17 protein-coding genes and 1 tRNA gene are annotated in these 23185 nt (G+C 51.7%); 17 read left to right on the top strand and 1 reads right to left on the bottom strand.

The annotated features are described in order from the left end of the window. Positions 1–242: 242 nt before the first annotated feature. From MKX70_RS28575 to MKX70_RS28550, 6 genes are all read left to right on the top strand, one after another. Complete coding sequence (locus MKX70_RS28575; protein WP_340841353.1) at positions 243–662, top strand: DUF1801 domain-containing protein; 420 nt, start codon at positions 243–245, stop codon at positions 660–662. Positions 663–822: 160 nt separating this feature from the next. Next, on the top strand, positions 823–2931 hold the full coding sequence (locus tag MKX70_RS28570; protein ID WP_340841352.1) for a serine hydrolase: 2109 nt from the start codon (positions 823–825) through the stop codon (positions 2929–2931). Between the two features lie 132 nt (positions 2932–3063). Further along, positions 3064–3537: a GNAT family N-acetyltransferase gene (locus MKX70_RS28565; protein WP_340788630.1), complete on the top strand. Its 474-nt coding sequence runs from the start codon at positions 3064–3066 to the stop codon at positions 3535–3537. A gap of 50 nt (positions 3538–3587) precedes the next feature. Next, positions 3588–4907 carry an APC family permease gene (locus tag MKX70_RS28560; RefSeq protein WP_340841351.1) on the top strand — a complete coding sequence of 440 codons (1320 nt, stop codon included), beginning with the start codon at positions 3588–3590 and terminating at the stop codon, positions 4905–4907. Between the two features lie 225 nt (positions 4908–5132). After that, positions 5133–5205, top strand: a tRNA-Lys gene (locus MKX70_RS28555). A 279-nt stretch (positions 5206–5484) separates the two neighbouring features. Next, entirely contained in the window at positions 5485–8940 is a 3456-nt protein-coding gene (locus MKX70_RS28550; RefSeq protein ID WP_340841350.1) for a glycosyl hydrolase 53 family protein, read from the top strand. A 168-nt stretch (positions 8941–9108) separates the two neighbouring features. Here the strand turns inward: MKX70_RS28550 and MKX70_RS28545 are convergent, their stop codons facing one another. Then, the gene (locus tag MKX70_RS28545; RefSeq protein WP_340788621.1) at positions 9109–9474 is read right to left on the bottom strand and encodes a VOC family protein; all 366 of its coding nucleotides are present in this window, start codon (positions 9472–9474) and stop codon (positions 9109–9111) included. Positions 9475–9600: 126 nt separating this feature from the next. Here MKX70_RS28545 and MKX70_RS28540 point away from each other — a divergent pair, with 126 nt between their 5' ends. The 11 genes from MKX70_RS28540 (at position 9601) to MKX70_RS28490 (ending at position 23161) form a co-directional block, all read left to right on the top strand. Then, on the top strand, positions 9601–9966 hold the full coding sequence (locus tag MKX70_RS28540) for a DUF4180 domain-containing protein (protein ID WP_340841708.1): 366 nt from the start codon (positions 9601–9603) through the stop codon (positions 9964–9966). 97 nt (positions 9967–10063) lie between these two features. After that, a complete protein-coding gene (locus MKX70_RS28535; protein ID WP_340841349.1) occupies positions 10064–11491 on the top strand; it encodes an extracellular solute-binding protein in 1428 nt (475 codons plus the stop codon). Between the two features lie 531 nt (positions 11492–12022). Continuing rightward, positions 12023–13687 (top strand): extracellular solute-binding protein, encoded by a 1665-nt coding sequence (locus tag MKX70_RS28530; protein WP_042234740.1) that lies wholly within the window; start codon positions 12023–12025, stop codon positions 13685–13687. A gap of 103 nt (positions 13688–13790) precedes the next feature. After that, on the top strand, positions 13791–14756 hold the full coding sequence (locus tag MKX70_RS28525; RefSeq protein ID WP_445323686.1) for an ABC transporter permease: 966 nt from the start codon (positions 13791–13793) through the stop codon (positions 14754–14756). Positions 14757–14839: 83 nt separating this feature from the next. Then, the gene (locus MKX70_RS28520; protein WP_042234742.1) at positions 14840–15718 is read left to right on the top strand and encodes a carbohydrate ABC transporter permease; all 879 of its coding nucleotides are present in this window, start codon (positions 14840–14842) and stop codon (positions 15716–15718) included. Between the two features lie 89 nt (positions 15719–15807). Then, positions 15808–16863, top strand: a complete 1056-nt coding sequence (locus tag MKX70_RS28515) for a zinc-dependent alcohol dehydrogenase (RefSeq protein WP_042234744.1) — start codon at positions 15808–15810, stop codon at positions 16861–16863. A gap of 2 nt (positions 16864–16865) precedes the next feature. After that, on the top strand, positions 16866–18758 hold the full coding sequence (locus MKX70_RS28510; protein ID WP_340841348.1) for a WD40 repeat domain-containing protein: 1893 nt from the start codon (positions 16866–16868) through the stop codon (positions 18756–18758). After that, positions 18755–19819, top strand: a complete 1065-nt coding sequence (locus MKX70_RS28505) for a glycosyltransferase family 4 protein (protein ID WP_042234747.1) — start codon at positions 18755–18757, stop codon at positions 19817–19819. The genes MKX70_RS28510 and MKX70_RS28505 overlap by 4 nt, the downstream gene beginning before the upstream one ends. Positions 19820–20173: 354 nt before the next feature. Beyond that, positions 20174–21079, top strand: a complete 906-nt coding sequence (locus tag MKX70_RS28500) for a Gfo/Idh/MocA family protein (RefSeq protein WP_340841347.1) — start codon at positions 20174–20176, stop codon at positions 21077–21079. A gap of 79 nt (positions 21080–21158) precedes the next feature. Next, the gene (locus tag MKX70_RS28495) at positions 21159–22160 is read left to right on the top strand and encodes a Gfo/Idh/MocA family protein (protein ID WP_340841346.1); all 1002 of its coding nucleotides are present in this window, start codon (positions 21159–21161) and stop codon (positions 22158–22160) included. Continuing rightward, complete coding sequence (locus MKX70_RS28490; RefSeq protein WP_340841345.1) at positions 22157–23161, top strand: Gfo/Idh/MocA family protein; 1005 nt, start codon at positions 22157–22159, stop codon at positions 23159–23161. The genes MKX70_RS28495 and MKX70_RS28490 overlap by 4 nt, the downstream gene beginning before the upstream one ends. The last annotated feature ends 24 nt before the right edge of the window (positions 23162–23185 follow it).

Raw genomic sequence — 23185 nt, 5'->3', positions numbered from 1 at the left:
TTAAATTTAGTAGCATCCTACAAGGTTGAGTGTTGTATAAGCGCTTACATATGGACTCACCTGTTCGTGTCGTTCTACATGGTAACGCTTCCGGCACGATACCTTCTAAGTATATTTCCAGAGAATGGATGCTGCAATGTGGAGTTTGTTTATAACCAAAGTTGACCTAATGATATGTTCTGGGTACCAAGTATATGCTATAGTGGTGGGGAAATAAGGACTAATGAGGGAGCGACCCACTTATGTACGAGCAGAAAACAAAAGTAACCGATAACAGCGTTATTGAGTTCATCGAACAAATTGCTAGCCTCAAGAAACGTGAGGACGCGTACAAGCTGCTGGATATTTTCAGCGAAACGACCGGATTTCCGGCGAAAATGTGGGGACCGAGCATTATTGGTTTCGGAACGTATCACTACAAGTATGCAACAGGGCATGAAGGGGATGCACCGCTGGTAGGCTTCTCGCCGAGAAAAGCGAAGATCAGCCTATACTTTGCAGCGGGTGATGCCCAGCGGGAAGAGCTGCTGCAGAGGCTGGGGAAGCACAAGGCGGGCAAAGCCTGTGTATACGTAAACAAGCTGGACGATATTGATGCCGTTGTCCTGAAGGAATTCATTGAGCAATCTGTGAAGTTCTTGAGAGAGACTCACGGAGCTTGAAGCCTGCAAGTGACAACAATGTCACATGAGGCCTCTTAATCAGCAGCTGAATCGCACGACAGTGCTTACCCGACCCCCTACAATGAAGGAGTTGGCTGGAACGGACACTTCACTCCGTCTTGGGAACTCCAAATTTAAGGACATTAGGGAGAGGCTGCAGTTGAAACAAGGTAATATCAAAAGGAATAACAAAAGGGATAACACCCGTATCAAGTCCGGCATTCTAAGCGCTCTGCTTATACTGGGTTGTGTTAATGCAGGAAGTGCCTATGCTCAGCAGCCGGAATCTTCAGTGAGTCCAGCCTCCATCAAACTGCATGCTGAACTCAGCAGCGCTGCCGCTGCAGATGCAGATGTACAGAATGGCCCTCATGATGCGAAGGAAGTCGAGGCGTTTCTGGATGGTTTTTTTGCCAGAGCGGATGTTAAGGCGAAAGCCGGAGCTGCTGCGGTCTCAGTCGTGCAGGACGGGGAGACCCTCATCTCTAAGGGGTATGGGGTAACCGGCAAATCAGCGAAGTCAGGGGTAGATGCAAGCAGGGATACGTTTCGGATCGGCTCCGTGTCCAAGGTATTCACTGCAGCTGCCATTATGCAGCTGGTCGATGAAGGGAAGATCTCACTTCAGGACAATATTGAAACATACCTGGACGGCTACACGCTAACGAATCCTTATGATACTCCGGTAACGGTAGAACATCTGTTGACGCATACGACAGGTTTTGAAGTACGCGAACCTTCCGACGCCAGCTATCTGTATGACACTTCCCGTAAGCCGGTTTCTTTAAAGGAAAGCATCTATGATGTCTTTCCTCCTGTGGTCCGCGAGCCGGGAGCCTCTTACATGTACGATAATTTCGCTTCCAGACTACAGGGATATATCGTGCAGCAGGTAAGCGGAGAATCCTTCGGGAGCTATGTGGAGAACCATCTGTTTAAGCCGCTTGGCATGAATTCAAGCAGCTTCAGTGTAACTCCTGAATTGGCAGACCGGCTCGTGCCTTCCTATGACGGGGAGGGTAGCGCTATACCGCTATACGGCTTCTCTCCAGCGGAGTGGCCTGAAGGCAGCATGTTATCAACCGCATCTGATATGGCGCTATTCATGGAAGCTTTTCTGAATGGCGGCAAGGCTGCTGACGGTACGGTAATCCTGTCCGGGGAATCGGTTAAGGCGATGTCTTCCTACCGGATGGTTATTCATCCCGATTTGCCGGATACGACCTATGGCTTTGAATCGCCTGTAATCCCGGCCCAGACGAAAGGGGAGAAGGTGATCTCCAAAGGCGGAGACATTCTAGGTTATAGCTCTCTGCTGTGGATTCTGCCTGACCGGCGTACTGGAGTCTTCGTTTCATACAATACCAATCAGGATTTGCGTAATGATCTGTTCACCGCATTTATGAATCATTATTATGCAGGGGGACATTCGCCGTATGAACCGCAGGGGTATCAGGTGCAGGGTGCGGACGAACTGGCCAGGTTCGAGGGCTTGTACTCCGATCTAAGAATTAAACTGCTGACGAAAGTCCAAGCAAACGCAGACGGTACCCTAACGGTGAGTGATGTGCTCAGCCGTCATCAGTTGAAGCAGATTAGCGAGCTGCTGTTCGTGGATGAAGAGGGGAATCCGCTGGCCTTCAAAGCGGATAATGAGGGTCATATCCTCTATATGAAATACTCCAATCTATATAGCTATGCGTCCAAACTCCCGGAGAATCCAGCCGGATTTCCGGATGTGCCGGCCAATCATCCGTATGCCGGCTATATTCTGAGCCTGCGGTCACTGGGCTTCTTGACAGAGGAGCTTTCGGAGCCGTTTGAGCCTGAGCAAAAAGTTACCCGCGGAGCGTTCATCCATACGTTTAATACGATATGGAGCATCCCGGAGTCATCGAATCCGTCCTTATTCAAGGACACCGGTAATTCACTGTACGGGCAGGATATTCAAGCTGCTGTCGAGGCTGGCATGCTGAATGGAACCGGCAACGGGTTGTTCGAGCCGGACCGTCCGATTCTGCGCGAAGAAGCAGCGGCAATCGTCTACCGCCTGCTTACAGCAACAGGGATCAGGGTACCGGGTTCTACAGCCGTGCTTGCACCGGGTACGTCGAAGTGGGCTGCCGATGCTGTCCGTTCAATCGTTAGCTGGAAGCTGCATGGACCGGAGGTTACGGAGCCTTACGGCATGTCCGACTACGGTTCACAACGTGCGCTGAGCAAACAGGAGATGGCGGCTCTGCTGTTCCGCATGCTGCTTCCGCAATAAGAACATACAGGGAGAAGGGGCGATTCATTCGCTCCTTTTTTTGTGCTGCAGACAATTTTCACATGGCCTGTTAACTTTGTAATGGTATTTCTTATTATTCCATGCGACAATGCCATTCTGGAGGGATGTAGAATGAAGGGACAATACACTGTGGAGTTAGCTGAATTAACTGATCTCGATTCCTGGATGCACATGATTGATATCGTTCGCGATAACTTTCCGGGTATAGATACGGATGAATTACTGGCAGGCTACAGGCAGACGGTAATTAAGAATATGAACAGGCGTACTGCGGTGTGTGCCAAGCTTGCCAATGAGGTAGTTGGACTTCTGTTATTTTCATATAATGCCAAGTGCCTCTCCTGTATGGCTGTCCATCCTGAACACCGGAGACAAGGTATTGCTGAAGCTATGATTCAGCGGATGCTGTCGTTATTTCCGGAGGATGCGGATATTTCTGTAATAACCTTTAGGGAGAATGACAGCAAGGGGATTGCCCCGCGTTCATTGTATAGAAAAATCGGCTTTACCGAAGCGGAGCTGGTGGAAGAATTCAATTACCCTCATCAGAAATTTGTCCTGCGGAATAGGGGAGTGCAGCGTTGAACTTAGCCTGGAGGACGTTTGATAAATAAAAACCTGAGAATGAAAGGACAATGAATCACATTATGAATTCGAAGCCGTTAACCAAAAGTATCACCTTCATGCAAGCCCTGGCCCTTGTGGTCGGGATGATTATCGGATCGGGGATCTTTCTGAAGCCCGGGATTGTGCTGAATAACGCGGGAACTCCATGGATGAGTATCCTGGCCTGGGGCGCCGGGGGGATTATTACACTGGCTTCGGCGCTCAGCGTGGCGGAAATTGCTGCCGCGATTCCGAAATCAGGAGGTTTGTATACATATTTAAGTGAATTGTATGGCGGGGTATTCGGCTATCTGCTCGGCTGGGTGCAGGCGGTGATTTCTTATCCGGCTTCTGTTGCGGCGCTGGCGATTGCTTTTGCCACATACTCCGGCTATTTCCTGCCCCTGAATCACTGGCAGCAGAAGCTGCTGGCCGTGGGCATTCTGGCTTTCATTCTGCTGATGAACGTCATCGCCACAAGGTTCGGCGGAATCATCCAGACTGTGGCTACAGTGGGTAAGCTGATTCCGGTAGCGGGCATCGTGGGCGTAGGTTTGTTCTCGGATCTGGCTCCCGGCTTTGGAGGAATCAGTGCATCAGCGGCAGGCGCGGGCTTCGGGGCGGCGGTTCTGGGCACACTCTGGGCGTATGACGGCTGGATCAGCGTGACCAATATGGCGGGTGAAATCAACAATCCGGCCAAAACGCTGCCAAAGGTCATTTCGATCGGCGTTATTTTTGTAATTGCCGTGTATGTACTGTTCAACATTGCAGTGTTCAAAGCGCTGCCCTATGATCAGATTATTTCCTCCCAGACTCCGGGTGCAGATGCGGCAGAAGCGCTGTTCGGCAGCGGCGGCGGAGCTTTTATTACGGCAGGGATCATTGTCTCCGTATTAGGAGCACTGAATGGGTACCTGATGACCGCTGCGCGGGTGCCGCAGGCGATGGGGGAGAAGCGGCAGATTCCATTTTCCCGGGTACTCAGCAGTATTCATCCGAAGTTCCAGACCCCGGCGAATGCGCTTATTTTTCAGAGTGTGCTGGCGGTGATCTACATCTTCTCCGGTACCTTCAATACGCTGACAGACCTGCTGGTGTTTGTCCTGTGGATTTTCTTTACGATGGGTGTGTTCGGCGTGTTCATCCTGCGCAAGAAAATGCCGCATGAACCAGGCCGCTACCGCGTGCCGCTCTATCCGTTCACCCCGATCCTTGGCGTGGCAGGCGGAATCTATATTCTGGCCAGCACGATCATCAGTGATCCGCTGCGTTCGCTGGTGGGGATCGGCATTACGCTGGCCGGACTCCCGATTTATTATATGATGATCCGGAAAAACCGCGTATAGAGTAAGTTCACAGATTGGCCGAAGGGTAAGCTGGATATGAAATAAACTGCACAGTACAAGGTGCTTCAGGGCTTTGTACTGCAGCAGTTAGCAGCTGAGCAAGAGGAAATATAATTATTTGTTGACAGGGACAGTTATATTAAGTATACTATGAAAGTATCTTTTGAGCGGTCGTTCACAGCTTAGAGATTATCGTCTTGTAGATTAGAATACATAGACACATACGGACTCTTAGCTCAGTTGGTAGAGCAGTAGACTCTTAATCTATTTGTCCAGGGTTCGAGCCCCTGAGAGTCCATAACACAAGAAACGGCAGAGATGCCGTTTTTTTGCTGTCTGGAGAAGTACAAGGAACAAGCTGGAGATTAGAAATCCGTTAAAAATACAGGAAAAAATTGAATATGTATATGTTTTCGTTGTTTTGCCTAATTATCTGCGGGGATTGCGTTGGTCTATACTATCCAGAGAAAGGTGAGAGGAAGGGAGAAGCTGAAGGAAGATCAGAGGGTTATTTTTATGAGAGCGCTTATTTATGTGGTGCAGTGATGTAAGAAATATTAATTAAGGAGGAAATTTGATGAAAAAAGGACAACGCATACTTGCTAAACTTCTTATAATCGCAATCCTTATGTCTATGACGGCCTTGGGTCAACCTTTGAAGGTGAACGCTTCATCCATTCCTGGTTCATTCGCTAAAGGTGCTGACGTCAGCTGGCTGCCCCAAATGGAAGCCCAGGGGTATAAATTCTACAATGATCAAGGCGCGGAGCAGGATCTTCTTCAGATCTTAAAGGATCATGGAATTGATTCGATACGCTTGCGGGCTTTTGTGAATCCGTCGGATGATCCTTCCAATGGACATAACAGTACAGAAGAAGTCGTTGCTCTGGCTTCTCGTGTAAGCGCTCTCGGATTCAGGATTATGATTGATTTACACTATAGTGATTCCTGGGCCGATCCCGGGAAACAGGTTACACCTGCAGCATGGGCCATTGACAATCTGGAGCAGTTAAAGGCGCATGTATCGGAATATACTTCTGAAGTCATGAATGCATTGAAGACAGCAGGCGTAACTCCGGAGTGGGTACAAATTGGCAATGAGATTAACAACGGAATGATGCATCCGCTTGGAAGCTACAGCAATACCGCTAATCTTGTTCAGTTAATTCAAGCCGGATCGGGTGCGGCCAAAGCGGTTTTCCCTGCTGCTAAGATCATCATTCATAGAGCCAACGGTGCAGATAGTGGTGTGGATTCGTTCTATGCCGGTCTGGCAGGGGCGGGTCTTAAGGACAGTGATTACGACATCATTGGGCTATCCTATTATCCGGATTCGGTCTTCACTTCCTCCATTAATGAACTATCCTCCAACATGAACACGATTGCTGAAAAATACGGTAAAGAAGTTATGATTGTAGAGGTTGGCGGGGACGTCAGCAGAAACGCGGATAATGTATACAACATGCTCGTAGCTGTTCAGAATCAGTTGAAGGCGGTGCCGGACGGGCAGGGAACAGGTGTCTTTTATTGGGCGCCTGAAGGGGTATATTTCGGATATCCGCTGTCAGCGTGGAACCCGGATGGTACGCCTTCCTTTGCCATGGATGCATTCATTGACGGGGCTGCTGAAATTAACCGTTATCCAGTGCAATCACTTACTCTGGACAAGCACACGGATTCGCTTGAAGTAGGGGGCACCGGCAGCATAAAAGCAATGATCAGTCCTGATAATGCAACCTATAAAGGCGTAACCTTTACAAGCTCTAATCCCAATATTGTAAAAGTAGACCCCTATAAAGGGACAGTTTCCGGACTTGCTGCCGGGACGGCCACAGTAACGGCGGTTACTTACGACGGCGGATTTACAGATGCGGCTGAAATTACTGTAGTGCCAAGTGCGAGCTTCATCCAGAACCCCGGGTTCGAAGATGGTTTGAATGCCTGGACCCTTACGGGTGATGCGGACGCGGTAAGTGCAGATTCTGACGTTCATTCGGGGTCCTCTGCATTACATTACTGGAGTGCGCCGGCTGCTGAAATTCAAATATCCCAGACGATCAAGGGACTTGAGAATGGAACGTATCAGTTATCAGCCTGGGTCTCAGGTGGTGGAGGCGAAGAGATCGCCGAGATTTATGCTGGAGATCAGAAGCAGAGTTTTGTGAATACAGGCTGGCAGCAATGGTCTAATCCAACGATCGATACGATTGAAGTAACAGACGGAACTCTCAGCATAGGTGCCAATCTGAAATACTCCGGCGGGCAGTGGGGAAATATTGACGATTTCAAGCTTATTAAGAAAGCTGGTGCAGTTCAGACGTCGAACCTCACAGTGAACGGATCAATTGCCGACTGGTATCTGAATGGAACCAGGCCTTCGACATTCGGAGACAGCAGCGCTTCAGGCGGATTCGATTATGGCGATGATAAGCCGATCGATTTCATGCTTACACATAGCTTCTCAGGACTTGAATCCGGGACCTATACGCTGCAAGCAAAAGTGTTCGGGGATAAAGGCGAACCGGCATCCGGCTCCATCATGTATATCGCTTCAGAGGGGCAGACCTATTCTGTCCCAATCACATATTCAGGCAGCGCCTGGCAGAATCCCCGGACGTTAACGCTGAACCATGTACATGTCGGAGATGACGGAATTGCATTACTGGGCTTCAATGTTAAAACCAATACGGACAATCATTACGGCTACCTGGATGATGTGACATTTGTGCGCAATAGCGATTCATCTCCTGAGGTTCCAGGTGAGGCTACACCAGCTCCGGCAGGAACCCCTATGCCAAGTTCAACGACAAGTCCAACGACAAGTCCAACGACAAGTCCAACGACAAGTCCAATAGCGAGTCCGGTATCTAATGCAACACCTGACTCCAATACTGTGTGGACAGCTCCGCAGGCGACACCGCAGCCAACGCCGCAGCCGGACATTCAAGTCCTGGCTAACCCGGAAGCGAATGCAGAGAGCCGAATTGTAATTTCGATTGCGGACGGCGTTAAAGAAATACGGCTCCCTGCGAATGCAGCAGCAATCAATGGGACAAACGTACTGAGAGTGGAAGCTAATGATGCAGTTGTAGAGATTCCAGGGAAGGTTCTGAAGGCGCTCCAAGCTTTGGCTGGAGAGAATCTTTCGGGTAGAATGCTTTCCTTTGGATGGAACGCACTGTCTTCTGAAGACAATGCTGTGCTATTACAGCAGGCGAATAACAAGAATGACGCTGATCTGAAGCTGGCTGGAGATGTGTATAACTTCAATCTGTCTATCGTTAATCCGGACGGGACGAGGACTCCAATGACGCAATTCGCGGAACCCGTTACACTTCGCTTGAAGGTCCGGGACAACGGGAATCCGCAGCTGCTTGGAATCTACAATATCGCAGACGATGGCAAGCTTGAATATGCTGGAGGAACCCTAGAACAAGAGTGGATGACCGCACAAGTAAACCACTTCAGCAAGTATGCTGTACTGGAATACGACAAGACCTTTGCAGACGTTGACAGCAAGTATTGGGCGTACAATGTCATTAAGGAAGTTGCCGCCAAACATATTATCGAAGGCATTAGTGAGAGCTCCTTCGCACCTAAGAGAGAAGTGACCCGTGCCGAATTTGTTTCAATGCTCGTCCGCGCCTTCGGAGTGAAGGATGCTGACGTTAATCCATTTAGTGACGTAGACAATACAAAGTGGTATGCAAGCGAGGTTGCTGCAGCTTATGCGTCCGGTCTGGTGAAGGGGTACACCGGAGGGGATTTCGCACCCGAAGCAAAGATTACGCGTCAAGAAATGGCGGTGATTCTGATGAGGGCCTACGAGATTCACAGTGGAATTACAACGCCGTTAGTCTCACTGACCGCATTTGCCGATGCAGACAAGATCGATAGATGGGCAGCGGATGCAGTTGGTGCTGCTGAATCCCTCGGCTTCCTCGAAGGTAATTCTTACGGATTCTACATGCCTCAGGCATTCGCGAATCGGGCGGAATGTGCGAAGGTAGTGTCCTTGCTGCTTAAGAAATAATAGAAATATTATTTATCTTTAACAAAGGGTTGTCCCAAAAGCCGGGAAATGGCTGCTTGGGACAGCTCTTTGTATTACCATCATTTATTAGAAAACAAGCTGCAAATGACCAAAAACGCGAGAGCAGTGATTCCCCAATAACAGGAGAGCCGATGCTCTGTTGACATTTTAGCTGTGCTCCGCAATCTGTATCTCGAAGCCGTCCGGGTCCAGAATATAAAAGAAACGCAGATGAGGGTTCGGCGAAATGGGTCCGCGTGCTACCGGGATACCTTTGTTACTGAGCTCTGCCATAGCTTCATCCAGCGAGCCCGCCTCGAAACCTACAGAAATACCGCATTCGGGCTTCAACGCCGTGTCACTTCCCTGGATAAGTTCGATTTTCGGTTGTCCTTCTGCGCCCAGCATCACAATTTGTTTTCCTCTGCTCTCAAATCTGCGCTCAACCGGAAGTCCCAGAATCCTGTGATAGAAATCAAGGGAAGCCTCCAGATCGCGCACTCTGAGTGTAATCCAGTTCATACTCAGGTTCATGCGTTTCAGATCCTTTGCTGTGAATTTTGGTAGTGTCTATTATACGCTACGAATGAAGGCTTTTACAGAATTGAATCATGTGTTGTAGTACAATAATAGATATTAATTATTCACCGGAGGCTGATGATGAATATAGCAAAAGTAATTCATGGCGGAAAAACGATAGCCGTAGTGAGCGGCAGCGAGACCTTAGTCCGTGATGTTCAGGATGCGCTGGATTTAATGGCAACGGTACGGTATGAAGTGGATTGTGACCGGATTGTCCTTCATAAAGCTCTGCTCAGCGAAAGCTTTTTTGATTTGAAGACCCGGCTGGCCGGCGAGATTCTGCAGAAGTTTATTAATTATCATGTAAAGGCAGCAGTGGTTGGAGATTTCAGCGGCTATACCAGCCGGAGTCTGCGCGATTTCATCTATGAATGCAATAACGGGAAAGATATTTTTTTCCTGGCGGATGAGCAGCAGGCGGTTGAGCAGTTAAGTAAGGTATAGGATCAGAGCAGCCCGATTTGCGTTTGACAACCTTTCCATGTTGAAGCACAATAAAAAGGTGATGATGTAAATTTAAGTGGTGCAGGGAGAATAATACATGAATAATAAATCAGGACGACAGTCCTTCCGGGAAAGACTGGATTATATGGTAAGCAAGCTCCGTACAGATATTCTTAGCGGTATTCTGCAGCCGGGAGCGTATCTTCCTGCCGAGAGCCTGCTGGCCAAACAGTTTGAGCTCAGTAACAAATCCGTCCGCAGAGGACTGGATGTCCTTGTACAAGAAGGTCTGATTCTGAAGATTGACCGTGTAGGCAGCGTGGTAATGGAGTCGGTCAGGGAGCGGATCCGCATCCATTTCGGCTGTAGCTCTTCCTTGACCAAGGACTTCAAGCTGGACGATCTCATAGCAGAATTCCACCGGCTGCATCCCGGGATTCATGTTCTGCCGCTCGCCTTGAATGACTTCGATCATGTGAATTCTGCCTTGGAGCTGATGAATAACGGAATGCTGGATGTGTTGTCCCTCAACAGCACCCAGTTTCAGGAGATGGCCGAGAACGGGTCCGCCGAGCTGCTTGAGGCGCTGGAGCCTGATCCGGGGCTGTATCCGATTACCAGCGAAGCTTTTTTGCATGAGGGACAGCTCTTTGCTTACCCGATTTCCTTCTCGCCGGTGGTGCTCTGCTATAACAAAGCCCATTTCCGTGAGGCTGACCTGCCTGAACCGGACAGTTACTGGACCTGGGATGATCTGATGGAGTCGGCCCGGCAGCTGTCGGAGAAACGGGGGCGCCATGCCGTGTATTTTGTACCCGCCTCCGAGAACCGCTATTCAGTGTTTCTGCTGCAGAGTGGAATCCGGATCACGGAGGACGGAGGACACCATCCCACATTGAGTCCCGAGACCGCCAATAGTCTGGATATATACAGCAGGCTGGTGAACAATCATCAGATCTTCCCCAAATACCTGGCCGGCAATCATGAGGATGAAACGATATCGCTGTTTGTCCAGGAGCAGGTATCGATGATCCTGGCGACCTACTACAATCTGAACGAATTCAAGGACCTATCCCTGGACTATGACTTGGCCCCGCTGCCTACGCTCAAAGCCAGGGACCCGCAAAAAACACTGCTCGTCACCATTGGTGCGGCGGTAGTGAGGAATTCCCGGCAGAAAGAGGCTGCGCGGCAATTCGTCAGCTTTCTGGCCTCGGCCGAGGCGCAGCGGATGATCCGCGAACGTTCGGTCAGTATTCCGGCACGCAAACGGATTGCTGAAATGGCCGTAGATGATCATCTGAACCGTCCTTCGAGATATCTGATGTACAGAGAGCTATTCCCTACATTTTCATACCTCAGAGATCTGGGGCTTCCTATTGCTGTGCTGCAAAGCTTCCGCAAGCTTTTGAATGCGTATTGGTCCAGAATGATTGATGAGACCTCTATGTATGAGGAAATGGGCCGGCTGATTGCAGAAGAAAACAGGGCGAAGGCGGATAAGGCAACGGACACGCCCGCCTGAGTGCGGCTGCAGCGGTTCTGGATCGGAGATTAAGCGTGGTGATAGCAGGATTCTGCTATTATCACGCTTTTTTTGCTGTGTTTACTACTAGAAAAGGTTTAAAAAGAAAACGTGAAATGAAAACCATGAGTCATTCCATATCAAATCATGTTAGCTTTTTCACAATATCAAGAGGATAAATTCGATTGATGAAATATTAATGTGATGTATAATTACATAAACGCTGATAAATATTCAAAATTTAATTGACTTCAACGAAAGGTGAAAATATAATAAATACATCAGATGTATATCAGTAATGCAAAAGTATAGATCTGAACAGCTTGGATATGAATCAAAAAGAAGTCAGGAATGAGGAAAACGTCACAATTATTAAAAAACGGACAGGCTGAAGGAGAAAATCAAGAGGAAAGGCGCTGATAGCTATTCTGTAAAAACGAATTGTTGATGTACTGTTGATTCCCTTATCGTGTGTTAGTAAATATCTCATAGGAATTATCTTACTTTTACTTATTAATAGGGGGCTGAATTATGAATGTTGCTAAAAGGAAGCTAGCTCTGCTGTTGCCGGTCCTGACACTGCTCGTTACACTGGTGTCCGCCTGTGGAGGGTCAAACAATAATGGAGGCAACGCCGCTGAACCATCGGCCTCTTCGGGTGCTCAGAGTGAGACGGCTGCTCCTGTAGAAGGAAGCCGGTCCGTTGGCGGCCTCCAGGTGCCGATTGTGGCGGACAAGCTGGAGCTGTCCCTTTGGTCCCCAAGCGGGGGGAATTTCCGGGGAACCGATTTTAATGAGAAGTACTCCTTTCAGCAAATGGAAGAGAACACCAACATTCATATCAACTTTCAGCACAGTACAGAAGCCAGCGCAGAAGCATTCAGTCTGCTGATGTCCTCCGGCAAGCTTCCGGATATTATCTATAACGATCTGTGGGGGACGGACTCCGGCAAATACGGCGCTCAGGGAGCGCTCCTTCCACTGGAAGATCTGATTGAGCAATACGCACCAAACTTCAAAAAGCTCCTTGATGACCACCCGGATATCCGGGGACAAATCACTTCGCCTGAAGGGCATATCTATTATCTGCCGAACCTCGTACTCGATTCCCAGGATTTGACCCAAATGTTCCCTCAGGTCCGCAGTGACTGGGTGGAGAAGCTGGGACTCCAGATGCCGCAAACTACAGAAGACTGGTATAACATGCTTAAAGCCTTTAGGGAGCAGGATCCCAATGGTAATGGAAAAAAAGATGAAATTCCGCTCGTCACCGTCAATCTGGAGAACATTATGATGCTGTTCGCACCGGCTTTTGGTGTTGAATACGGGTTCTTCGTGGATAACGGTGAAGTGAAATTCGGGCCTAATGATCCGCGGTTCAAGGATGTGGTTGCCTATCTGAACCGTCTATATGAAGAACAGCTTCTGGACCCGAACTATCTGGTGGACACAACGTTCCAGACGCTGACCGAGAAGGTGACTACGGATGTGGCCGGTGCCTGGTTCGGCTGGTCGGGGTCCTACATGGGGAACTTCACAACGCTGATGGAAGGCAAGCATGACACCTTCAAAATTGCAGCAGCCATTCCTCCAAAGGGGCCGGGCGGTGATCAGCGCCATGTCTCCTTCCGCTGGCAGGCTGCGGCCCATGGACTTGCTGTATCTTCGAAGACTGCACATCCCCAAGAAGTGATGAAGTGGCTGGACTACCAGTATTCTGAAGAAGGCATTCTGCTGAACAATTTCGGGGTGGAAGGCAAGTCTTATGATCTGGTGAACGGCGAGCCGGTATATAAGGAAGAGGTTACTCATCCTACCAACGGGTTGACCAATACGCAGGAACTGCTGAACCATACCATCGGCGGCGGAAGCTGGGCTACAGTGGCTGATACCCGTTATGCCGAACAGATCCGTGAAGCGAACGGACAAACGGAGAATCCGCTGGAGATTTACAAGGATTATATTGACTTTGACGCGAAGCTGCCGCCCGTACAATTCACGGCTGAAGAAAATGAAATTGTGGTTCCGCTTATGGCTGACATTCAGACTTATGTGGCTGAAACGATCAATGCCCAGATTATGGGACGCCAGAGCTTCGATGATTATGACAAAGTCATGAAGCAGCTGGAGCAAATGGGGATTGGTGAGGTGCTGAAGCAGTACCAGGCTGCATATGAGCGTTTTAAAGGAAAATAAGCGGAGCAGGGCTGTCTTAGCCGGGCGGGCTGCGGAAATTCCGGCAGCCTCCTGGCACTAAGATAACCGGTACCCTCGCCTCTGTCCGGGAAAGGAGCCCCCTATGGCAGTACCCGTAAATGCAATCAAGGCTAAAAGCAGGAAACAGCAGACGAAACGGAGTTCCCTTTCGCTGAAGCGTATGATGGCTAACCGTTATCTCTATCTCATGCTGCTGCCCACTGTGCTGTATTTCCTCATCTTTGAATACAAACCAATGTACGGGGCGATAATCGCCTTCAAAGATTTCAATCCTTTCGCAGGTGTGGCCGGCAGCCCCTGGGTGGGCTTCAAAAATTTCGAGAAGTTTTTTGAGAGCTATTATTTCTTCCGTTTGCTGAAGAACACCTTCCTAATGAGCTTTTATTCGCTGCTGTTCATTTTTCCGGCTTCGCTGGTCTTCGCCCTATTGCTTAATGAGCTGCGGATCAAAAAGCTGAAGTCCTTCCTGCAGACGGTGTCTTATCTGCCGCATTTCATTTCATTAATTGTCATCTGCGGCATGATTATTGACTTCACGAAGCCCGGAGGCATTATCAACAGCCTGCTGATCGGCATTGGAATCATCTCTGAGCCGATTCAGTTTCTGATCCTGCCGGAGTGGTTCCGCACCATTTATGTCGGTTCAGGCATGTGGCAGAGCCTGGGCTGGAACTCTATCATCTATCTTGCAGCCTTGTCCGGCATTAACCCAAGCCTCTATGAGGCTGCAGTTGTGGACGGGGCCGGGCGCTGGAAGCAGCTTACCCACATTACACTGCCGGGAATTCTGCCCACAGTGCTGATCCTGTTGATTCTGAATGTCGGGACCCTGCTGAATGTGGGCTGGGACAAAATTATATTGCTGTATAATCCGGGAACCTACGTCACGGCAGACGTCATCTCCACCTTTGTCTACAGACGCGGTGTTATGGAAGCTGATTACAGCTTCTCGGCGGCGGTGGGACTGTTCAACTCCGTGATCAACTTTACGCTGCTGGTGCTGGCGAACCGGATCAGCCGGAAGACCACCGAGAGCAGCTTATGGTGAGAAGGGCTATGCTTCCGAAGCAAGTTTAATTGCGCTGTTCACGCAGGAAGTATAGCTCCATTAAACTCTTAGGAGGGAAGACAGTGGTCATCAAACGCAGCATTCCGGAACTGATATTTGACAGCTGCAATGTTCTGTTCCTAATCTTCTGTTCCTTCCTGTTCTTGTATCCCATGTGGTATGTACTGGTATCCTCATTCAGTGATGCGCATGCCATCGCCGCCGGCGAGATCAGCTTCTGGCCGAAGGGCTTCAATGTGGATGCTTATAAGCTGGTTTTTGAGGACCAGCGGATCTGGACTGCTTACGGGAATACGTTCATTTATGTCATCGCGGGCACTTTTATCAATTTGGTTCTAACTACACTTGGAGCTTATCCGCTGTCCAGAAGGAATCTGGAGGGGCGCAGCCTGATTATGGCGTTCATCGTATTTACGATGTTCTTCAGCGGGGGGCTGATTCCTGCCTATCTGAATGTGCGTGAGCTCGGAATGTACGATACAAGATGGGCGCTGCTGCTGCCGGGTGCGGTCAGTGCCTTTAACCTGATCGTGATGCGGACCTTCTTCCAGTCCATACCGGAGAGTCTGGTGGAATCGGCCAAAATCGACGGTGCCCATGACTTCCGCATTCTGCTGCGGATTGTACTGCCGTTATCAATGCCTGTACTGGCGGTAATGACACTGTTCTATGCGGTGGGACACTGGAACAGCTGGTTCTCGGCGATGATTTATTTGCAGGACCGTGATCTGTTTCCGCTGCAGCTGATTTTGCGGGAAATTCTGATTCAGTCCTCCGCGCAGAATATGCTGGCCGGTGTTACACAGGATGAGGTGTTCCGCATCAGTGAATCTATCAAGTTCGCGACGATTATTATCGCAACGGTGCCTATTCTGATGATCTATCCGTTTTTGCAGAAGTATTTCGTCAAAGGCGTCATGATCGGGGCACTGAAAGAGTGAACGGGTAAGGGAGCAGAAACAGAGCATAAATAGAGAAAACAACATTCGCACCGTAATCTGCGCGAAGCAGTCGGGAGGAGAGAGGCTATATGAAGGCGGTACTATCCCAGAATGGTGAAATTAACGTGGCTGATATTCCCGCTCCGGTGCTGGAGGACGGATTCGTGCTCGTTGAGACTGAATATTCGGCCATCAGTCCCGGAACAGAAATGATGATGAATGGTGCTCACCGCCCGAAACCCATAGTTCTCGGATATAGTGCAGTAGGGATCATCCGGTCCCGGGGACGGGGAATGGAGCATTGGCCAGTTGGACAGCGGGTGGCCTGTTATGGGGGGCCTTATGCGAAACACGCGGAATGGCTGCTGATGCCACAGCATCTAATGGTGCCGGTTCCGGAGCATGTCAGTCCGGTGGAAGCGTCAACGGTGGGTCTTGGAGCCATCGCAGTGCATGCTGTAAGGCAGGCTGACCTGCAGTTCGGCGAGACGCTGGTGCTGATTGGAGCAGGGATTCTCGGCCAGCTGATTGCGCAAATTGCCAGGGCTGCCGGCTGCCGGGTCATCGTCTATGATCTGCTTGAAGCGCGCTGCAGCATCGCTGAGAGCCTGGGCATCCGCCACATTGCAGTGAGTCCGGAGCAGGTCAGCTCGCATCTGGAACATTTGACGGCGGGAATGGGAGCGGATGCCGTAATGATCTGTGCCGGGGGCAAGTCCGGCGGGCTTGTCGATCAGGCGCTGGAATGGGTGAGGAACCAGGGGAAGGTGCTGCTGGTCGGAGATGTGAGGGCGGACTTCTCGCGGGAGCTGATGTTCGGGAAGGAAGCGCAGGTACTGATCTCCAGAGCAGGCGGTCCGGGCCGTTACGATCCTGTCTATGAAAAGCAAGGGATTGATTATCCTTATGGCTACGTCCGCTGGACCGAAGGACGCAACATGGCGGAATACATCCGGCTGATCGCTGAAGGCGATATTCAGGTTGGACCGCTGATCAGCAAGGTGTTCCCCCTGGAGCGTTCAGCCGATGCGTTCTTACAGTATGCTCAATCTCCGGCAGAGCTGCTGGGGGCGGTGCTTGCTTATCCTGTAACCGGTGTTCAGGAGGCGGAGCCCGCTGCAGCCCAAGCCCGGGAGGGGCAATAATAATGGAGGCGCTGCGGATCGGCGAGCCGCTGAACGGGCTTGCGGTATGGGCATCGGCCTATGGCAAGCGGCAGGGGCAGGACCGGATCTATGCCGTATCCTCCGGCAGTCCCTGCATGCTGTTTGTACTTGATCCTACTGGTACCCAGCCGGTGCAGCAATTCGCGCTGGAAGGCTCGGATCATTGCTGGGGAGTGGTTGCGGCGGCCAGCGGAATCTACATCGGCGGCAGCGGGATTCTATACAGATTTACGCATGAACAGGGCATCGAGAACCTGGGGGAGATGATTCCAGGCGAGTTCTACACCTGGCGGCTTGCCGCCGACAACGCAGGCAACATCTATGGAGGCTGCTATCCGGGCGGCAAAGTCTTTCAATATAACCCGTCCACGGGACAGTTCAGAGATTACGGCGCCATGGTGGACGGAGAGCAATATGCCCGGTGCATGCAAGCCTTGGAGGGCAAGCTGTACGTGGGGGCCGGAACCCGGTGTCCGCATATTGTGGAACTGGACACAGAGACAGGTGGACGGATTGAGATCAGCCTGCCGGAAGAGAGCCGCACAGAGCAGCTGGTGTATGATCTGAATATTGTACACAGTAAGCTGATAATTCGGATAACACCGAGTTCGAGATTATATATCTATGATCTGAAGCTGCGCCGGTGGGAGAATTCTATCGATCATGTAAGTGGACTCAGTGTGTCACCGCCTGACCGTCACGGGAACATCTATTTCATCAAGGATGATGTTCTGCAGCGTTATGCATTGGCAACAGGCATACTTACTCCTACTTCATTTGCCATGCCGGAACCGGCAGGAGACTACGGCTGGCTGGAGGGTCATCCGCTGAATCCGCAGGGAAGCTGCCTGGCAGGTGTGCACAGGGACGGGACCTGCTGGATCTATGATCCGGAGCATGACCGGCACACGGTCATGGATTTCATGCTGCAGGGGCAGCCGGTTCACCTGCAGTCCCTGGCTTGGGGGCCGGAAGGGAAATTGTATACCGGCGGTTATTTCGCCGGCGGACTGGCCAGTTACGATCCGGCCACCTCGGAAATCATATCCCGCCGGGGGATCGGGCAGATTGAGGGCATGATGGAAGCCGGCGGCATTATGTATCTGGGAGTGTACCCCAAAGCGAATATTTTCGCTTATGACCCGTCACGGGAATGGAATCCCGGCCTTAATCCCAGGCTGGCTTTCTCCCTGCAAGGCGAAGAACAGGACCGTGCTTTTGCCTGGACCCGGGCGGGAGAAGAGCTGGCTATCGGAACCGTACCATCCTACGGCCGGCATGGAGGTGCATTAACCCTGCTGCATCCCGGAACCGGGGCGCGTGAAGTGTTCAGAGGGCTGCTGCCGCAGCAGAGCATCGTGTCATTGGCCGCTGGAAAAGACCTGTTGTTCGCCGGAGGCTCTGTCTGGGGAGGGCTCGGCATAGCGCCGGAGCGGACGGAAGCGTCCCTGATGATCTGGGATGTGAACACCCGCCGCAAGGTGTGGGAGGGCGTTCCGGTACCGGGAGAAAAGGCCATCCCGGCGCTGGCGCTGGATGATGAAGGCAAGGTATGGGGACTCACTGCAGGGCTGCTCTTCCTGTTTAATCCGTTCACGCTGGAGACTGAAAGGATGATTCGGGTATGCCCGGCGGATTGGGAAGGAATGACCCACTTCTGGCGGGGAGGCAACGAGCTGCTGTACAGGGAAGGCATATTGTATGGGACCGCAATGAAAATACTGTTCCAATATGATGTGCGCCATGACAGGCTTGAGCTGCTGGACGACGATGCCCGGCTGCTTGCGGTGGACGGCGAAGGGGAACTGTTTTTTGCCAGGTCAACCGCGCTGTACCGGATGCAGGCCTTTACGGCAAGTCAGGAGGAATCATGAAAATCCTATATTTCTACAAATTTTGCCTGCTGGGCGGAGTCACCACGCAGCTGGCGAACAGGCTTAAGTTTCTGCGCGGCCGTGCGGAGGTGCATTTTGCTTTTCTTGAGGACTACGGCGGGGCCGGCGCTTTTGAAGGCTATGCGCATGTCCGTATCCTCGGAACAACTGATGAAATCAGGAGCTACATTAAGGTGCATGACTTTGACGTAATCATCACCATTGATACCTATGAGCTGTATGAAGCGCTGGGACCGGCGGAAGAACGGAAGCTGATCATTCACGAGGTGCACACCACCTATGAAGAGCCCTTGCGGATGCTGGCTGAATCCAGGGACAGTCTGCCCTTTCACTATGTCATCACACCCTCTACCTATATGAAGGAAATGCTGGAGGGAATCGGGATTACAGATGCTTTTCATATTAACAACTGCCTGGATACCGGTCTATTCAGATATGAGCCTCTCTCCGGTAAGCGTCCGCCTACGCTATTGTGGGTAGGCAAGCTGGACCGGCATAAAAACTGGGAGTCCTTCATGAACATAGCAGGCAGGCTGAATACGCAATTCCCGGACCTGCAGTTCCTGCTTGTCGGCGGTTACACCGCTCCCGAAGAAATTACCGGCAAACTCCGGGCGAGAGTGCAGGAGCTGGGAATCCGGCATTTTGAGTGGCTGCCCAAAGTGGATTATGAAGAGATGCACCATTATTATTCTGCGGTTGCCGGGAGTGGCGGGGTGTATGTCAGTACTACCAGCAATGAATCCTTCGGGATGACTGTGCTTGAGGCGATGGCCTGCCGGTGTCCGGTTGTCGTGCCGGAGGTCGGAGCGTTGCCTGAGCTGCTGGACGATGAGCTGAGTGTATCGCTGTATGCTTCCGGAAATGAAGAGGAATGTGTCCGGCGTGTGGCCCTGCTGCTCGAACAGAACGCCCTGCGGGAACGCTTGGTGACCTTGGGCGAGCAGAAGGCAAGAACGGTGTATAGCATTGAAGAGGTTGGAAAAGCATACATGGCGCTGCTGGAACGTTGCGTAAGGGAACGTGCATACCACAGTTAATCTACATTGTCCGCAGGCACAAGGGGGCGTTCATTAACTGCTATATAGATTGAACTTAAAAATATACGGAGAGGCGTCATGGGAGTTTGTACTACTAAATCGTCTGATTTTCACCCCATGATCCGTTTAGTTGTATTTGGTACAACTAATCTGCCTCGCTACCTTAGTTCTGGCCCATTCGGGCAAATTTAGTTGTACAGACTGCAGTTATATGATGCAAGCCTCCCTTTTGAGCTTTTTTGATTGTACATTATACAACTATATATAACTATCCCTGAACATCCATTTGGAACAGAACACATCAGTTGCTGCAAGTACTAGTTAACCCAAGTCTACGCGGGCGGAGGTGCAGAGTTGAAAGAGCTGAACATTGGTATGGTGGGCATGGATACCTCACACAGCAGAATCTATGCTTCGCTGCTGAACCATGTGTCCCATCCGCTGCATGTACCCGGCGGGAGGCTGACTTGCGGGTATGCCGGAGGCTCAGCGGATTTCCCGTTAAGCGCCTCACGGGTGGAAGCGATCAGTAGGGAGCTGCAGGAGCACTACGGTGTCGAGCTGGTGTCTTCCATTGCAGAAGTAGCCGAGAGAGCAGATGCGGTCCTGCTGACTTCTGTAGACGGAAGAGTACACCGTGAACAGTTCGCGGTGCTCGCACCCTACGGCAAGCCGGTGTTCATCGACAAGCCGCTTGCGGTCACCAGCGCGGATGCCCGGGCCATCATGGAGCTTGCAGCAAGCTGCGGGACACCCGTTTTCTCCAGCTCGATGGTCCGGTTCGGCTACCCGCTGAATGAAGCGCTGAAGGATGAGAGTGCAGGCTCCATTGTTGGAGCGGACTGCTGCGGTCCGCTCGAGCTGCAGCCGACCCAGCCGGGATTCTTCTGGTACGGCATTCATACCGCAGAGATGCTGTACGCGGCACTTGGCGGAGGTTGCATTTCGGTGAGAGCCCAGAGTAATGAAGTCCAGGAATGGGCTGTCGGGCAGTGGAGTGACGGCCGGATCGGAACCCTGCGCGGCAACGTGACCGGCGGCTCCGATTTCACTGCGGTGCTGCACAGGGAACGGGGCAGCACCGCAGTGAATGCGCTGGGCAGGCACTATGAGGCAGGCCATCAGAATCTGCTGAGGCAGTTTCTGTTGATGGCGGGTGGAGCGCTTCCGCCCGTAAGCCCGGCGGTGACCCTGGAGCTGATCCGTTTTATTGAAGCGGCTAATGAGAGCAGGGAGACCGGACAGACCGTGCTTCTGTAAGGAGCTTAATTCTACCCGAAGATACGGACAGGCCGTTCTTTTGTAATAAAGAGTTACATTCGGAAAGGGGAGAAACGGAATGCTCAAGACAGCAGTGATCGGCTGCGGCGGGATGGGAAACATTCATGCGGACAGATATATGTCCATGGCTGAGGCTCAGCTTATCGCGGTATGCGATATCAACGGGGAAGCAGCCGAGAGGCTTGGATTGCAGGCAGGTGTGAAGTATTACCTGACGGCACAGGAAATGCTCGAACGGGAGAAACCGGAGGTGGTCAGTATAGCTGTACCTACCTATCTGCATGTGCCGATGGTACGGCTGGCAGCGGACTACGGTGCACATGTGATCTGCGAGAAGCCGCTGGCGCTGACTTCCAGGGAAGCGGAGGAGGCGGTCCGTTACTGCAGCAGTAAGGGTGTCCGGTTATTTGTAGGACATGTGGTCCGCTTCTTCCCCGCCTACAGCCAGCTTGCGGAAGGGATCAGGCAGCATGGCGGAGGCGGGGGCGGCATCTATCATGCCAAGAGAGCAGGCTCGCATCCCGGCCAGGTTCAGGAATGGTTCCGAGACCCGGCGCTGAGCGGCGGCGTGATTGTGGATCTGATGATTCACGATATCGATTATATCCGCGGGACCTTTGGCGAAGCGGAGGAGGTGTATGCCTTTGAGCATCGGACGGAGTCGATGAATTATGCTTCCGCGACCTTCCGCTTCGGGAACGGAACCCTTGCTCAGCTGGAGGCTTTCTGGGGGTATCCGGGCGCGTTTCATACAGCGTTCGAATATGCCGGTGCGGAAGTCATTATCTCGGGCGGAACACCGGACGGGGAGAGCGTGCATGTCCGGCGGGCAGCTGCCCCGGGGTCTGCTCCGGGGTTCGTGGAGACCCCGGCAAGTGTGCTGCTGAAAGATCCCTATTATGAAGAGCTGGAGCATTTCCTGCGGTGCATTGCCAGCGGTGCGGAGCCTAAGGTCACGGCAGAAGATGCCGTTCAGGCTGTACGCTGGGCGGAAGCTGCCGTGAGCTCAGGGGCAACCGGACTTCCCGTTAAGCTCAATGCCAAAGGAGGGATTCTATGAGACGTCTCAATGTGGGAATGATCAGCTTCGCCCATGCCCATGCCTATGATTATCTGGCCTGTCTTCAGCAGATGCCGGAGGTGACCGTAGGCGGAATCGCTGATCCCGTGCCGGAGCGGACAGAGGAATTGGCCATGCGCCATGCCATCCCTTACTACAGCGATTACCGCGAACTGCTGGCCGATGCGTCGATAGATGCGGTGATCATATGCTCAGAGAATGTTCATCATGCGGAGCATACCCTTGCCGCTGCTGAAGCAGGCAAGCATGTTCTCTGCGAGAAGCCGCTTGGCCTCTCTGCCGGGGAGATGGAGCGGATGATTGCAGACTGTGAAGCCAAGGGGGTCCAGCTGATGACCGCTTTTCCCTGCCGCTTTCTAACCCCGGTGGTCCGGGCCAAGGAGGCATTTGACAGGGGGGAGATCGGAGAGATTATAGCTTTTAAAGGAACCAACAGAGGTTCGTTCCCGGGTCCGGCGTGGTTCGCCGAGCCCTCGCTTTCGGGCGGTGGCGCTGTGCTGGATCATACAGTTCATGTGATGGATCTGATGAACTGGTTCACCAGCTCTACGGTCGAGCAGGTCTATGCCTATGCGGGAACCTTATTCGATCCTGAGCACAAGCGGACAATTGATGATTCCGGCATGGTGCATGTCACTTTTGCAAATGGCGTGTTCGGCGTTCTGGACCCGAGCTGGTCGCGTAATCCCGGATTTCCCACCTGGGGGGATGTGACCCTTCAGATCATCGGGACAGAGGGAGTCATCTCCATCGATGCCTTCAATCAGAAGAACAATGTGTATGGTAGAGCATCCGGCAAAGGCAGCTGGTCCTTCTGGGGAGACGATATGAACGGACTAATGCTGCAGGCATTCGTGCAGGCGCTGCTGGAAGGCTCGCCTGTACCGGTGACCGGACTGGATGGTCTCAGATCGGCGGAGGTCGCATTGAATGCCTATCGTTCCGTACAGGAAGGACAACCGGTTAAGCTGCACAGGTAACGCCAGGATTTGAAGGTATGTAAC

The sequence above is a fragment of the Paenibacillus sp. FSL R7-0312 genome (assembly GCF_038004445.1).
GTDB lineage: Bacteria > Bacillota > Bacilli > Paenibacillales > Paenibacillaceae > Paenibacillus_AQ.
Note: the sequence above shows the minus strand (reverse complement) of the source record. Positions and strands in the feature narration are given on the sequence as shown.

Bases quoted from the DNA above. Each gene is read 5' to 3' on its own strand.
- MKX70_RS28575 (WP_340841353.1), top strand. From the start codon at position 243: ATGTACGAGCAGAAAACAAAAGTAACCGATAACAGCGTTATTGAGTTC.
- MKX70_RS28565 (WP_340788630.1), top strand. From the start codon at position 3,064: ATGAAGGGACAATACACTGTGGAGTTAGCTGAATTAACTGATCTCGAT.
- MKX70_RS28560 (WP_340841351.1), top strand. From the start codon at position 3,588: ATGAATCACATTATGAATTCGAAGCCGTTAACCAAAAGTATCACCTTC.
- MKX70_RS28550 (WP_340841350.1), top strand. From the start codon at position 5,485: ATGAAAAAAGGACAACGCATACTTGCTAAACTTCTTATAATCGCAATC.
- MKX70_RS28545 (WP_340788621.1), bottom strand. From the start codon at position 9,474: ATGAACCTGAGTATGAACTGGATTACACTCAGAGTGCGCGATCTGGAG.
- MKX70_RS28540 (WP_340841708.1), top strand. From the start codon at position 9,601: ATGAATATAGCAAAAGTAATTCATGGCGGAAAAACGATAGCCGTAGTG.
- MKX70_RS28535 (WP_340841349.1), top strand. From the start codon at position 10,064: ATGAATAATAAATCAGGACGACAGTCCTTCCGGGAAAGACTGGATTAT.
- MKX70_RS28530 (WP_042234740.1), top strand. From the start codon at position 12,023: ATGAATGTTGCTAAAAGGAAGCTAGCTCTGCTGTTGCCGGTCCTGACA.
- MKX70_RS28525 (WP_445323686.1), top strand. From the start codon at position 13,791: ATGGCAGTACCCGTAAATGCAATCAAGGCTAAAAGCAGGAAACAGCAG.
- MKX70_RS28515 (WP_042234744.1), top strand. From the start codon at position 15,808: ATGAAGGCGGTACTATCCCAGAATGGTGAAATTAACGTGGCTGATATT.
- MKX70_RS28510 (WP_340841348.1), top strand. From the start codon at position 16,866: ATGGAGGCGCTGCGGATCGGCGAGCCGCTGAACGGGCTTGCGGTATGG.
- MKX70_RS28505 (WP_042234747.1), top strand. From the start codon at position 18,755: ATGAAAATCCTATATTTCTACAAATTTTGCCTGCTGGGCGGAGTCACC.
- MKX70_RS28495 (WP_340841346.1), top strand. From the start codon at position 21,159: ATGCTCAAGACAGCAGTGATCGGCTGCGGCGGGATGGGAAACATTCAT.
- MKX70_RS28490 (WP_340841345.1), top strand. From the start codon at position 22,157: ATGAGACGTCTCAATGTGGGAATGATCAGCTTCGCCCATGCCCATGCC.